Source organism: Cupriavidus sp. 01L43, from assembly GCF_056399925.1.
Window position 1 is genome coordinate 1 of the sequence record NZ_JBFTSH010000009.1, and the last position, 13,996, is coordinate 13,996.

Here is a 13,996-nt window from a genome sequence, read left to right on the forward strand (position 1 = left end):
CTGGTCCGACTCGGCATCGGCTCCGACCCGCGCATCGGCTACAGCTTCCTGTACGCCGGCGCCGGCTACGGCGGCTCGTGCTTCCCGAAGGACGTGCAGGCGCTGATGCGCACGGCCACCTCGTACGGCAAGCCGATGCGGGTGCTGGAAGCCGTGGAGGCCGTCAACGACGCCCAGAAGCAGGTCTTGGCCAACAAGGTCATCAAGCGCTTCGGCGAAGACCTGACCGGCAAGACCTTCGCAATCTGGGGCCTCGCCTTCAAGCCGAATACCGATGACATGCGGGAAGCGCCGTCGCGGGTGCTGGCGCGCGAGCTGGTGTCGCGCGGCGCCGCGCTGCGCGTGCACGACCCGGTGGCGATGGCCGAGGCGCGCCGTGTGATCGAGACGGATCTTGCGGACATCCCCGGCGGCTTCGCCCGGGTGCATTTCTGCGATGCCCAGATGGACGCCCTGCAGGGCGCCGACGCGCTGGTGATCGCCACCGAGTGGAAGGTCTTCCGCAGCCCGGACTTCCGCGCCATCCGCGCCAGCCTGAAGGCGCCGGTCATCGTCGACGGCCGGAATCTGTACGACCCGGAAGCCATGACGGCCGCCGGCATCGAGTACCACGCCATCGGGCGCGGCACGATAAGTGCCGCTTAAGTCACAGATCGTCCGGGCTATTTGTCCCGTACCGCCGGATTTCGGCCTCCAGCCACGGGACATTTGTGCCTGAAGGCCCCGCGGCCGCCCCGAGCGTGCGGCGGTTCTTATTAGCATTCTCGATCTGGTCGCGTTCCCACGCGGCCGCCCTGACATGCCACGTAGCCCGAGGATGAAAGTTTCTGCCGCGCGAAGAACCGAACTCCAGCACGAGGTGACGCCGTCCACCCCGACCGAGGACGGTCGCGCCCTCCCTGTCACCTGCTCGCGGGAAGATGCGGCGTGGATCCACGAGACACTGCGGCGCGCCGGCCTGCCTGCGACGATCTCCCGCCGGCTGGTCCTGCTGTTGCTGCGCAAGCATCCCGTCCGGCATATGAGCCCGGAGCAGCTCTGCGCCGCGATGACGCGGCTGCCGGATGCCACCGGCATCTCGACCTTCCGGCGCGCCATCCATGAACTGGCCCACCTGAACCTGCTGGCCCGGATCTTCGTGCCCAGCTCGGGCAGCGGCATCAACTTCTACGAGCTGCCCGACCATCCCGCGCACGCCCACTTCTATTGCACCGAATGCCGGCGGATCGAGGAAATCCACGACGACCCGCTGATCTCGCTGCAAAACCGGCGCCTGCTGCGCCACGGGCTGACGCCCAACGCGCTGGTCCAGACCGCCTGGGTCGGCCTTTGCGCGGCGTGCCAGGCTGATGGCGCCATCGATATCAGCGCCCGCTAAGGTAGTTGGCTGGCGGCTGGCTCAGTCCACCGTGACTGGCGCCATCAAGTCTTCCAGGAAGTAAGCCGCCAGCTGATGGCGCCCTTCCAGCTTGGCCTTCGCATAGATGTTCGCGGCATGCTGGCGCACCGTCTTGGCGCCGCTCTCCCGCAGCCCCGCAATCGCTTCCAGCGACAGCCCCTTCACCAGCAGCAGCGCCACCTCCTTCTCGGCTGGCGTCAGCCGCCATGCCTCGAACTGGGCCTGCATCTGCTTCAGGAAGTCCCGGGTCGACTGGCGCGCCGTGGCATCGCGCTCCTGCGCCGCGCGCTCCCCGGCCAGCCGCGAGGTCTTCAGCTCGGCCAGTTCCCGCGCGGTCCGGCGACGCTCGCGCCAGACGACGGTGAGGATCCACAGGAACACGACGGTAGCTGCCGTCTCGGCCAAGAGGTGGTAGTTGACGCCGACCGCGCCATGCAGTTGCCAGATGTCCCAGATCTGATAGGCAGGAAACACAGCAAGCAGGAACAGAAACTTCGGCGGCATGGAGGGCAGATGTCGGGCTCGCGGCATGGCGCCGGAGCCGGGGTGGGAACGGGTGAATTGAAATGTAACTGTTCCTCGTTTTGAAGAAAAGACGAGACGAACCCCATGCGCGAAGCGGGCCTCCAAGTGGATGAAAAGGCGCACGCCGACGTCCTGGCAGGCTTCCATGCCGCACTGAAGCACCGAGGGCACTGACAGTACCTCCGACACGCGCAACCGGGCCCGGGCGGCAACGCCCCGGCCCGGTTTGCCGCTGTCGTCGCTGTCGTCGCTAGCGTCCTCAGAAGTCCATCGAGACCGACACCTGCACGGTCCGTGGGTCTGCGATAGCCAGGCCACCGTAGGCATCCACCGCCGCCCAGCCGCGCGTGTTCAGCACATTGCGGACATTGAGCCGCAGCACCACCGGCTTGCGCTGCGCCGTGGTCCGATAGCGCAGGCCGAGGTCGAGGCGGGTCCAGTGCGGAATGCGCTGGGTGTTTTCCGCATCCACATACTGGTGGCCCGTGTAGGCCACCGCGCCGGTCAGCGTCAGCCCCGGCAGCATGCCGGTATCCCATTCCGCCCCGAAATTGGCCTGTAGCGGCGCCACGCCGATCGGCGCCTTGCCTTGCGTGCCGGGCGCGGTGCTGCCCGTGACCGTGGCATCCAGCACCATGGCGCTGGCCAGCAGGCGCAGCCCCGTCACCGGGGTGCCGTACAGGGCGAACTCCAGCCCCCGGTTGCGCTGCGCCCCATCGGCCGTGAACACCGCCCCCGTTATCTGGCCGCCCGGCTTGGTGATCTGGAACGCGCTGATCGTGCCGATGATCTGCCGCCCCTCGACCTTGACCCCCACCTCGTACTGGCGCGACTTGTAGGGCGCGAAGACCTCGCCGGCGTTGCTGGCGCTGTTGGGGGCGGTGTCGCCCCGGCTCAGCCCTTCGATCCGGTTCGCGTACAGCGACACGTGATCCGCCGGCTTCACCACCAGCCCCACCATCGGCGTCAGCGCGGTCTGGTCATAGCTGGACGCCGTGCCGCCGGTCGGCAGAAAGTTTTCCGACCGCACACGCTGGTGGCGCAGGCCGAGCGTCAGCTGCGCGCGCTCATCCCACATGGACAGCGTATCGGCCAGCGCCACGCCCGAGAGCCAGTTCTCCGAGACCTTCGGTACGTTCGCCGGGGCGTCGATGGCCTGGGCCGGCAGCGGCACCGGGTTGTACATGTTCGTCTGCGAGATCGTGGCGCTGCTCACCAGATTGCGGTCGAGCTGATCCCGGTAGGCATTCACCACCACGCTGAGCCGGTGGCGCACCGGGCCGGTATCGAAGCGGGCGCGCAGCCCGGTCTCCGCGCTGGATCGGGCCACGTTGAAGCGATAGTTCGAGTCCGACGCCAGCACGTCGCCGGCTGCGTTGACGATGGTCGGCGTGATGGCGAACAGCCGGGCCACGCGGGTCCGCCCGCCCCCCGCGCCGGCGAACCACGTGACGTGGTCGGCCACGTCATATTCCACCCGGGCCAGCAGCGACTGGTCGTGGATACGCGAGTTTTCCCACGATTGCGTGATGTTGCGCCGGCCATTGGGCGCCTCGGGCACCTCGATGCCCGGCACGATATGCAGCAGCCGCGACGGCGCGCGGATCTTCTCGTACTGGTCGATGACATCGAGCGTCGCGCGCAGGCGCTGGCCGCGATAGTCCAGCGCCAGTGCGCCGGCGCCGGCATTGCGCGACTGGTTGTCCAGCCCCGTCTCGCCCGCCCGGTAGTTGCCGTTCACCCGCACGCCGAAGGCGCCGCCCGGGCCGAAGCGCCGGCCCAGATCGAGATTGCCGCCCAGCTGCGCGGCCGTGGCGTAGTCCAGCGTCACGCGGGTCAGGTCGGCGTCCGTGGCCCGTTTGGGAACGATGTTGAGACTGCCCCCGACGCTGCCACCCGGCGCCATGCCCGTCAGCAGGCCGGTCGGCCCCTTGATCAGTTCGACGCGTTCGATATAGCCGGTGGAAACGCGGTAGTTGGACGCCACGCCATACATGCCGTCCAGCGCCACCTCGCCGAAGTTGCCGCTGTTCACGGGGAAGCCGCGGATCGTGAAGGCGTCAAGGATGCCACCGGGCTGGCTGGCGAAGCGCACGGAGGCGTCGTTCGCCACCATGTCGCCCACGGTTTGCGCCTGCTGGTCGCGGATGGCAGTGTCGGTGTAGCTGAGGACCTGCACGGGCGCGTCCATCACATCCGTATCGCCCAGCATGCCGAGGCGCGCCGTCCGCGCGATCTGGTCGCCGGCAAACCCGGGCGCCGGCTGTCCCGGGTGCAGGGCCGCGTCCGTCACGGTCACGGTCGGCAGCGTCGGCACGCGTCGCACGGCAAATCCGCCGCCGGGCAGCGCCACGGCCTGCAGGCCGCTGCCTTCGAGCAGCGCACGCAGGCCATCGGGAATCGTGTAGGTGCCGTGCAGGCCCGGGCTCGTCAAATCGCCGAGCAGGGCCGTGTCGTAGGAAAGATCGATGCCGGTCTCGCGCGCGAACCGCAGCAGCGTGGCGTGCAGCGGGCCCGGCGCGATGGAGAAGGTTCCGGCCTGGCCAGCCAGCGCGACCACCTGCGCCACCTCGGCATACGCCGACAGTGACATCGCGGAGGAGACGGCCAGGCCGAGGGCGGTCAGCGACCACCCCGGCGATGCGTCAGAAGTCCACGGAAACCGAAGCCAGGAAGGTACGCGGCGCACCGAGGGAAATGGTTCCATAAGATGCAACACCGGACCAGTAGTTGCGATTGAAGGCGTTGAACAGGCCGGCCCGGAAGGTCGTGTGCTTGCCATACACCGAGGTGCGGTAGCGCGCCCCGAAGTCCACCGTGGTCCAGGACGGCACGCGCTGCGTATTGGCCTGGTTGACGTACTCGCCGCCGGTGTAGTTGACCGCGCTGGTCAGCGTCAGGCCGGGCACCGAGGGCAGGTCCCATTCCGCGCCGACATTGGCCATCACGGTAGGCACGCCCACTGGACGGTTGCCGAGCGTGGCGGCGCTGTTGGTGCGGGTCAGCTCGGCATCGAGCCAGGTCACGCCGCCCAGCAGGCGCACGTGCTTGACCACCTCGCCGGACAGGGTCAGCTCCAGGCCCTGGTTGCGCTGCTCGCTGTCGACGTTGTAGATCGTGCCGGTGAGCTGGCCGCTGGGCTTGTTCATGCGGAACGCGGCCAGCGTGGCCATCATCTTGCCGGTGTCGACCTTGACACCCACCTCCTTCTGCTTGGTCTTGTAGGGCGAGAACACCTGCCCGGCGTTGGCGGCCGTGGCCGGGGCGATGTCGCCCTTGCTCAGCCCTTCCACGTAGTTCGCGTAGAAGGACACCTGCTGCCACGGGCGGAACACAATGCCGGCCAGCGGGGTGACCGCGCTCTCGTCGTAGTCAGCGGTCTTCACGCCGCTGGCGTTGTAGTTGCCCGACTTCACCTGCTGGTAGCGCAGGCCGAGGGTCAGGGAGACGCGGTCATCGAGCGCGCTCAGCGTGTCAGCCAGCGCCACGCCGGAGAGCGTGGAGTCCGACACCTTCGGCACCCGTTGCGGCGTGGCGATGTGCTGCTCGGGGCGGTCGACCGGCGCGTAGATATTGGACAGCACCGGCGTGCCGGCCACGTTGGCGTTGGCAATCCGGTCCATATAGAGGTTGGCCTGCAGCGCCAGCGCGTGGCGGACCGGGCCGGTGTCGAACTTGGTGCGCACGCCGGTATCGAAGGTCGACCGGTTGACCTGGAACTTCCAGTTCTGCGGCACGGCCGAGGTCGCGCCGCTGCTGTTCAGGATGGTCGGCGTCTGGTCGGACAGGCGCGCCACGTCGGAACGGGTGCCGCCGGCGTCGGCAAAGATCGTCACGTTGTCGGTCACGTCGTACTCGGCGTGCAGCAACGTGGAGATGTCGTTGGACTTCCACCATCCCCAGGGCTGCGTCACGTTGCGGCGGCCGTCCGGGGCGTCGGGCACCTGAATGCCGGCGGCGACCAGGAAAGGACGCGTCGGCGCGTCGATCCACTGGTACTGCTCGATCACGTCGAGCGAGGCGCGCAGGCGGTCGCTCTTGTAGTCGAGCGAGAGCGCGGCCACCTCGGCACGGGACTTCTGGTTGTCCAGCGCGGTCGGGCCCTGGCGGTGCAGGCCGTTGAAGCGGATGCCCCACTGCTTCTCTTCGCCAAAGCGGCGGCTAAGGTCCACCGCGCCGCCCACCTGGGCGTCGGAGGCGTAGTCGAGCGTGAAGCGCGTCAGGTCGGTGGCCAGCGGGCGCTTGGGCACGATGTTCACCACGCCGCCCACACCGCTGTTCGGCGACATGCCATACAGCAGCGCGCCGGGGCCCTTCAGCACTTCCACGCGCTCGATATATTCAGTGAACAGGTGGTAGTTCGGCGACACGCCATAGACGCCATCGAACGCAATCTCGGACAGATTGCCCTCGTTGATCGGGAATCCGCGGATGAAGAACGAGTCCGTGACGCCACCAGTCTGCCCGGTGAAGCGGACCGAAGGGTCGCTGTTCAGCACGTCAGCCAGCGTCACGGCCTGTTGGTCCTCGATGCGCTGCGACGTGTAGTTGGTGGTGGCGAACGGCGTGTCCAGCACGTCCTTGTTGCCCAGCATGCCCATGCGCCCGCCGCGCGCCACCTGACCGCCCGCGTAGGCCGGCGGCAGGTCGCCCTCGGTGCTGGCGGAGACCGTGACGGCCGGCAGCGTCGGCGCGTCCGGGGCGGCGGTCGGTGCGGTGGTCGGGGCGGTTGTTGGAGCGGCGGCCGGCGATTGAGCCTGCGCGGCCCCCGTGATCAGGCCAAGACACAGGACGGCGCTGTGCACGGCCAGTGTCAGCGGCGTAAGCTGCGGCGCGCTGGCAAGGCGGGGGGTACGGACGATGGTGGCAAGACGGTTGACGAGCATGATTCCCTGTTCCGGTATGAATGGAGTTCCTGAAGAACAGGCCGGACGAGAATCCAGATCCCCTCAACATTTCTTGATTTTTTTAGCGAGACGGCCGCGGCTAGCCGCCACTGCCATCTTGCGGCCCCACCACGACCCAGAAGCGGGTGCGATAGGACACCCTGACCGGCAAGGTCTGGGACAGGAAGGCCAGCGCCCTATCGGTATCGTCGACGTGATAGGCGCCGGACACCCGCAGGTTGGCCACCCGTGGATCGCAGACGAGGCGCCCGGTCCGGTAGCGCGCGAGTTCGGCGAGCACATCGGCAAGGCGCATGTCGTTGCCGGCGATCACCCCTTCCGCCCACCCATCGGCCGCGAACGGCTGGGCCGGGGCCAGCGCGACGGCGTCCTCGGCCAGCCACCACGTGGTGCCCGGCCGGGCGATGTCGCCGGCCCCGCCGCCACCCGGATGCAGCGCCACGGCGCCCTCCTGCACGCTGACGCGGGAGCGGTCGCCGTCCAGCCGGACCATGAACCGCGTGCCCAGCGCACGCATGCTGCCGGATGGCGTGCGGACCCAGAATGGCCGGTCGTCGTGCCCCGTCGTGACGAGGATTTCGCCCCGGCGCAGCGTGATCACGCGGCGGTCCGTCTCCAGCGCGATGCCGACGGCGGTATCTGTGTTCAAGACCAGCGTGGTGCCGTCCGCCAGCCGCAGCGTTCGTTGCTCACCCGTGGCGGTACTCGCGTCCGCCACCCAGCGCTCCCAGGGCGCCAGCTCGCGCACGCCGGACGCGGCAACAACGCTCACGCCTGCCAGTGCCATCACGCGGAGTACCTGACGGCGCTTGCGGGCGCGCGCGGCCCGGAGGGCATCGGCGGACTGGAGGGTATCGAGGGCCAGCCGGGACGGCACGCCGGAAAACTCCGCCCGCATCGACTGGATGCGCCGCCATGCCGCGCCGTGGAGCGGGTCCGCCTGCAGCCATTGCTCGAACGCCCGCTGCGCGGCGGGGTCGGGCTCGCCAAAGTTGAGCTTGACCGCCCAGTCGATCGCGCGATCGACGATAGGCAGGGGAATGGATGGCGCGTCGGCCTCAGACATCGAAACGCATGGCGTAGCACTGCCGCAGCGCCGCCGCGACGTAGCGCTCGGCGGTGGCCAGCGAGACGTCCATGCGCTCCCCGATCTGCCGGCAAGTCAGCCCTTCGAGCTGCGCCCACAGGAACGCGGTGCGCACCTTGGGCTTCAGCGAATCGAGCATGCGGTCGATGGCGATCAGGGCTTCGAGGAACTGGAGCCGGCTTTCCGGGGATGGCGCGTGGGCCTCCGGCAGTTGGGCGAGGGTCTCGAGCCAGGCGGTCTCGAGTTCCCGGCGCCGCCACAGGTCGATCACCAGACCGTTGGCGATGGCGCTCAGGTAGGTGCGCGGCTCCTGCACCTCGCAGGGCTGCCGGCACAGCAGGCGCACGAAGACGTCCTGCGCGAGGTCGGCCGCATCGCAGGCATTGCCAAGCTTGCGACCGAGCCATCCCTGCAGCCACCGGTGGTGGCCCTGGTAGAGCGCGTCGACGTGTTCCTGGATTGCGGGTTCAGCGGCGGCAGCCATGCGCCCTCTGGAGTGAAATGCCTGGCGCAGCCAAACACAAATGAGAATTGTTCCAATCTTAAAAGATGGGCAAGCCCCCGGCAAGCGCGCCGCCGCCGCTTCGCGCACAAACAACAGCTTTGGCGTAGACGATTCCGGGAACGCTAGCGGCTTTGCGGTAAAATAGAATGATTCTTATTTAGTACTGCCCTGCCATGGATGTACGCCCCAGCATCCTCCTGGTCGACGACCACAAGAACATACGTGACCCATTAGCCACCTATATGCGCCGCTTCGACTTTGAAGTCGAGGCAGTGGAGGATGGGCGGGCCATGCGCGAACGGCTGGAGGAGCGCAGTTTCAGTCTCATCGTGCTCGATGTGATGCTGCCCGGCGAGAACGGCCTGTCGCTGTGCCGTTATGTGTCCGAACATCTGCGCACCCCGGTGATCCTGCTGACCGCCGTGACCGATCAGGCGGATCGCATCGCCGGGCTGGAAATTGGCGCGGACGACTACGTGGTCAAGCCGTTCGACCCCCGCGAACTGGTGGCCCGGATCCGCAGCGTGCTGCGCCGTAACCAGGCCCCCGTACCGCCCGCCGATGCCTGGCGCGCGCCGGCGCCTTCCGAAGTCCGTTTCCTCTTCAGCGGCTGGACCCTCGACACCCGCGCCCGCGAACTGCGCAATCCCTCCGACGAGGAAGTGCCGCTCAGCACCGCCGAATATCACCTGCTGCGCGCCCTGCTGGAGCACCCCAACCGCGTGCTGAGCCGCAGCCAGATCCTGGACCTGACCCAGCGCACCGACACGGTGGCGTTCGATCGCAGCATCGACAGCCAGATCAGCCGGCTGCGCAAGAAGCTGGAATGCGACCCCCGGCGCCCGGCCATGCTGAAAACCGTGCGCGGCGACGGCTACCTGCTCGCCACCCGGGTCACGGTCGAAAAATCATGAAGTGGTTGCCGCGCAGCCTGTCCGGGCAACTCGTGGCGTTGTGGTTGCTGGCGATGCTGGCCGCCCATGTCATCGCCGTGCTGGTGCTGTCCTGGTGGCGTGCCGACAACGAGACCATCCACCCCTTGTACGTCCGCTCGATCGAGACGCGGATCCAGTCCGCCTACCGCGCGGTGGGCCGTTCGGCCGATCCGGACATGCTGCTGGAGGACATCAGCCTGCCGGATTCCACGTTCCGGCTGGCCACCGCGCCGCGCCCCGATCATGCCGATCCCGCCGATATCGCCGAGCCGAGCGACCAGGAACGCGCGCTGGCGCAGCGGCTGCGCACCCTGCTCAAGCTGCCGGCCGATGGGTCGGTCAAGGTGCATCTGCGGCAGGTGGAATCCGCCCAGCGTGTGGCCGGCAACAGCAACTGGCTGGAGCGGGAATTCCGCGGCACACACGCGTGGGCGCTCGATGTCGATCTCAAACTCGCCGATGGGCAATGGCTGGAGAGCCGGCACTGGCCCACCATGCTGCCCGCCCACTGGAGCCGGGTGCTGACCTTCTCGCTGCTGGTGGGCATGCTGCCCACGGCGCTCATTGCGCTGCTGTTCGGGCGGCGCATCATGCGGCCGCTCCGGCTGCTCACGGAAGCCTCCCGGCGCGTCAGCCGGGGCGAACAGGTGGTGCTGCCCCGGCCGGACGGGCTGAGCGGCGTGCGCGAGATCACCCAGGCATTCAACGACATGCAGGAGAACCTGGTGCGCTTCGTCAACGGGCGCACGCAGATGATTGCCGCCATCGGCCATGACCTGCGGACGCCGCTGACCTCGCTGCGCATCCGGGTAGAGCTGATCGACGATGCCGAACTGCGCGAGGCCATGATCCAGACGCTCGAGGAAATGAGCGTAATGGTGGAGGAAACGTTGCAGTTTGCCCGCGACGATGCCCTGCAGGAGGCCACGCAGGACGTGCCGATCGGGGAACTGGTTGGCGACGTGGTGGACAGCCACCGCATCCAGGGCCGCGACGTCGCCTGGAGCGCGCACGTGGATACGGCGGCGTTCTACCGCTGCCGCCCCGTGCATCTGAAGCGCGCGCTGAACAACCTGATCGACAACGCCGCGCGCTACGGCGCCGTGTGCGTCACGGTCCTGGCGGACACGCTGGGCCAGACCTTGCGGATCGAGGTCGACGACAGCGGCCCCGGCATTGCGCCGGAACATCTGGGCCGGGTCTTCGAGCCGTTTGCCCGGCTGGACTCCGCACGCAGCATGGACACGGGTGGAATGGGGGGCGGCCTGGGCCTCGGGCTGGCCATCGCCCGCTCCTGCATTCGCGCACATGGCGGAGACGTCACATTGCAAAATCGCCGGGAAGGCGGCCTGCGTGCGGTGATCGAACTGCCGAACTAGGCGCCGGCCCGCCGCCGTCGCTTTTCACAGCGCTGCAACATTTCGCCACAATCGAACAAACCCGGACAACATTAAATGCTAATCATTCTCATTTTGACGTGATGACTAGTGCCCGCCTTATCGGCGGCGATGTGCATTCCACCTTCTGACGGGGAAGGTCTCTGGTCCAGTTTGGGCACGGCAGAACGTCAAGTCCGTTGTCAATCAAGCTGGAGTCACAGTGCAACAAAAAGCAATATCGGGCGCGATCCGCCTGCTGGTCTCGGGCGCCTCCGCAGGCCTGGTCATGACCGCCACCACCCTGCCGCTGGCCGTCCACGCCCAGACGGCAGGCAAGGAAGACGCGCCCGCCGGCACGGCCAAGCCCAGCAACGTCCTGCCCCCGGTAACCGTGGTCGGCCAGTCCTCGCGCAACACCAACGAGGCGACGCTGGGCATCTCCCGCCTGCAGGACACGGTCAAGGAAACGCCGAAGACCATCAACGTGGTGCCGCAGGAGATCATCGAGCAGCAGCACGCCACGTCGCTGGAGCAGATCCTGAAGAACGTGCCGGGCATCACCATCTCCACCGGGGAAGGCAACGGCGGCCAGAACGGCGACCAGTTCCGCATTCGCGGCCTGTCGGCCAAGGGCGATATCTACGTCGACGGCCTGCGCGACTTCGGCGCCTACAAGCGCGACGCGTTCAATACCGAGAGCGTGGAAGTCATCAAGGGCCCGTCCGGCGAGAGCTTCGGCGTGGGCAACATCGGTGGCCTGATCAACCAGACCACCAAGAAAGCCAACCTGAACACCAGCACCAGCATCGACCAGGGCTTCGCCACGGACGCGACCTATCGCACCACGCTGGACAGCAACTTCCGACTGAACGATACGACGGCGCTGCGCGTGAACGGCGTGTTCCAGAACGGCCGCGTGGCCGATCGCGATCACGTGGACGACGACCGTCGCGGCGTGGCCATCGACTTCGGCACGGGTCTGGGCACCAGCACCGAATGGCACCTGAACTACTCCTACCTGCACCGCAGCGGCGCGCCGGACTACGGCGTGCCCGTCGCGGCCGGTGCCGACGGCATCTATCGCCCGCTGACGCAGTACGGCGTGCCGGGCATCTCGTCGTCCACCTCGTATATCCGCAACACCGACCGCGACACCACCGACGCGCACATCGTCTCGTCGAACTTCTTCACGCGCCTCGACAACGGCATCACCATCAGCAACGACACGCGCTTCAGCTTCTACGAGCGCGACTTCTCGTCGACCGCCCCGGCCGCCCTGTCCTACGCCAACCTCCAGTCTTTGATGGCGGGCCGCAACGTGGCCCTGTCCTACGGTGCCGGCGGCGGCTCGAGCTACCTGCAGCGCGGCTGGGGCATCCAGAATGTGCTCAGCGCCAAGGGCGAGTTCCATACCGGCAGCTTCCGCCACAAGGCGATGGTCGGCCTGGACACCATGTACCAGCGCGATCACCGCGACCAGGGCACGTGGACCGGCCGCATGAACAACCAGACGGTGGTGAACCCGGTCTTCTACAACAGCCCGAACGCCACGGTGGCCTACAACAGCACGCGCGATGCCAACGCCATCGACGTCGGCGTGTTCATGAACGATCGCGTCTGGCTGACCGAACAGATCTCGGTGCTCGGCAGCCTGCGCTGGGATTACTTCCGCAGCGAGTACGCCACGAGCGCCTCGTCGCTGGGCGGCGCCGCCGACTCGAAGAAGCTGAGCCCGGCCATCAGCGCGATCTGGGAGCCGACCAAGGACTACATGTTCTACACGTCGTTCTCGCGCACGTATCGCCCGGTGGGCACGGACATCGCCGTGGCGGTAGGCGGCGTGGCCTCGGAAGTGCCGCAGAACGGCGTCAACAGCGAGCCGGAACGCGCGGACACCATCGAAGTGGGCGCCAAGCTCGACTTCCTGGACAAGCGCCTGGGCGTGACCGGTGCCCTCTTCCAGACCAAGAAGACCAACGCCTACACGGTGGACCCGACCACCGGCGACATCACCAACGGCTTCTCCGATACAGGCGAAGGCCGCCGCATCCGTGGCCTGGAACTGGGCCTGAGCGGGCGCATCGTCGGCGGCTGGACCGCCAACGTGGCCTACGCCTACCTGAACGGCGAGGTCACGTCGGCCTCCACCGCTTCCACGGTGGGCAATGTGGCACCGGGCGTGGCACGTCACAACGTCACGCTGTGGACCGCGTACGACATCCCCCACTCGATCCTGCCGGTGCCGGGCCAACTGACCATCGGCGGCGGCCTGCAGTACGCGACCGGCTACTGGGCGGATTCGGCGAATACCACCAAGATGCCGGACAACTTCTCGCTGGATGCCATGATCGGCTACAAGCAGGGCAAGTACCGCATCTCCCTGAACGGCTACAATCTCACGAACCACCTGAACTACCAGTCGTCGTTCGGTGCCGTGCGTGCCGTGCCGACCTCGCGCCGCACGTTCCTGCTGAACGTCGGCATGACGTTCTAAGCTGAAGTACCCCGGGCCGGCCGGACAGCCGGCCCTCACCGCCTTTCCGTCTCACCGTCTCATCGTCTCAAACGCCATGCTTGTCCAGATTCCCGATGTGCTGACCCCTGCCGAGATCCAGTATTGCCGAGGTCGCCTCGAGCAATCGCAATGGATCGACGGGCGCGTGTCGGCCGGTGACCTCGCCGCCAGGGCCAAGCGCAACCTGCAGATTCCCGTCGAGAGCGCCGAGGCGCAGGAACTCGGCGAACTCGTTCTCAATGCCCTGGGCCGCAGCGAGCGCTATCACTCCGCCGCGCTGCCGCTGCGAGTGCTGCCGCCGATGTTCAATCGCTACGAAAGCGACATGACGTTCGGCAACCACGTCGACAACGCCATCCGCACCGTGCCCGGCACGGGCGGCATGCGGATTCGCGCCGATGTGTCCAGCACGCTGTTCCTGTCCGATCCGGACGAATACGATGGCGGCGAACTGGTGATCCAGGATCTCTACGGCTCCCACTCGGTGAAGCTGCCGGCGGGGCATCTGGTGGTCTATCCGGCGTCCTCGCTGCATGCCGTGACGCCCGTCACGCGCGGCGCGCGCTGGGCGTCGTTCTTCTGGGCCCAGTCGCTGGTCAAGGACGAGGGCCAGCGCAGCATGCTCTACGAACTGGACCTGGCGATCATCGAGATCCGCAAGGAACTGGGCGATGACAAGCCCGCCGTGCTGTCCCTCGTCAACCACTATCACAACCTGCTCAGGCGCTGGTCCGAGCTGTGAGC

The 13,996-nt window shown here is 67.4% G+C and carries 11 protein-coding genes; 6 read left to right on the forward strand and 5 right to left on the reverse strand.

Going from position 1 to position 13,996, the window contains the following annotated elements; genetic code table 11:
• Both AC1DP9_RS16170 and AC1DP9_RS16175 read left to right on the forward strand, forming a co-directional pair.
• Positions 1-645 (forward strand): UDP binding domain-containing protein (locus tag AC1DP9_RS16170; RefSeq protein WP_477107891.1); only part of this gene is annotated, 645 nt, incomplete at its 5' end.
• A 172-nt stretch (positions 646-817) separates the two neighbouring features.
• Complete coding sequence (locus AC1DP9_RS16175) at positions 818-1,378, forward strand: Fur family transcriptional regulator (RefSeq protein ID WP_477107892.1); 561 nt, start codon at positions 818-820, stop codon at positions 1,376-1,378.
• 21 nt (positions 1,379-1,399) lie between these two features.
• Here AC1DP9_RS16175 and AC1DP9_RS16180 read toward each other — a convergent pair whose 3' ends face one another.
• From AC1DP9_RS16180 to AC1DP9_RS16200, 5 genes are all read right to left on the reverse strand, one after another.
• Positions 1,400-1,903 (reverse strand): helix-turn-helix transcriptional regulator, encoded by a 504-nt coding sequence (locus AC1DP9_RS16180; RefSeq protein ID WP_092297411.1) that lies wholly within the window; start codon positions 1,901-1,903, stop codon positions 1,400-1,402.
• A 280-nt stretch (positions 1,904-2,183) separates the two neighbouring features.
• Positions 2,184-4,517 carry a TonB-dependent siderophore receptor gene (locus AC1DP9_RS16185; RefSeq protein ID WP_477107893.1) on the reverse strand — a complete coding sequence of 778 codons (2,334 nt, stop codon included), beginning with the start codon at positions 4,515-4,517 and terminating at the stop codon, positions 2,184-2,186.
• Between the two features lie 52 nt (positions 4,518-4,569).
• Positions 4,570-6,810, reverse strand: coding sequence for a TonB-dependent receptor (locus tag AC1DP9_RS16190; RefSeq protein WP_477107894.1), 2,241 nt, complete (start codon positions 6,808-6,810; stop codon positions 4,570-4,572).
• A 100-nt stretch (positions 6,811-6,910) separates the two neighbouring features.
• Positions 6,911-7,897 carry a FecR domain-containing protein gene (locus AC1DP9_RS16195; RefSeq protein WP_477107895.1) on the reverse strand — a complete coding sequence of 329 codons (987 nt, stop codon included), beginning with the start codon at positions 7,895-7,897 and terminating at the stop codon, positions 6,911-6,913.
• Positions 7,890-8,402, reverse strand: a complete 513-nt coding sequence (locus AC1DP9_RS16200) for a sigma-70 family RNA polymerase sigma factor (protein WP_477107896.1) — start codon at positions 8,400-8,402, stop codon at positions 7,890-7,892. Before AC1DP9_RS16200 ends, AC1DP9_RS16195 begins: the two co-directional genes overlap by 8 nt.
• Before the next feature lie 194 nt (positions 8,403-8,596).
• On the opposite strand from AC1DP9_RS16200, the gene AC1DP9_RS16205 reads away from it, so the two are divergent.
• From AC1DP9_RS16205 to AC1DP9_RS16220, 4 genes are all read left to right on the forward strand, one after another.
• Entirely contained in the window at positions 8,597-9,337 is a 741-nt protein-coding gene (locus AC1DP9_RS16205) for a response regulator (RefSeq protein WP_477107897.1), read from the forward strand.
• Positions 9,334-10,737, forward strand: coding sequence for an ATP-binding protein (locus AC1DP9_RS16210; protein ID WP_477107898.1), 1,404 nt, complete (start codon positions 9,334-9,336; stop codon positions 10,735-10,737). The genes AC1DP9_RS16205 and AC1DP9_RS16210 overlap by 4 nt, the downstream gene beginning before the upstream one ends.
• 220 nt (positions 10,738-10,957) lie before the next feature.
• Positions 10,958-13,231 (forward strand): TonB-dependent receptor, encoded by a 2,274-nt coding sequence (locus AC1DP9_RS16215; protein ID WP_477107899.1) that lies wholly within the window; start codon positions 10,958-10,960, stop codon positions 13,229-13,231.
• A gap of 76 nt (positions 13,232-13,307) precedes the next feature.
• Positions 13,308-13,994: a Fe2+-dependent dioxygenase gene (locus tag AC1DP9_RS16220; RefSeq protein WP_092297391.1), complete on the forward strand. Its 687-nt coding sequence runs from the start codon at positions 13,308-13,310 to the stop codon at positions 13,992-13,994.
• The last annotated feature ends 2 nt before the right edge of the window (positions 13,995-13,996 follow it).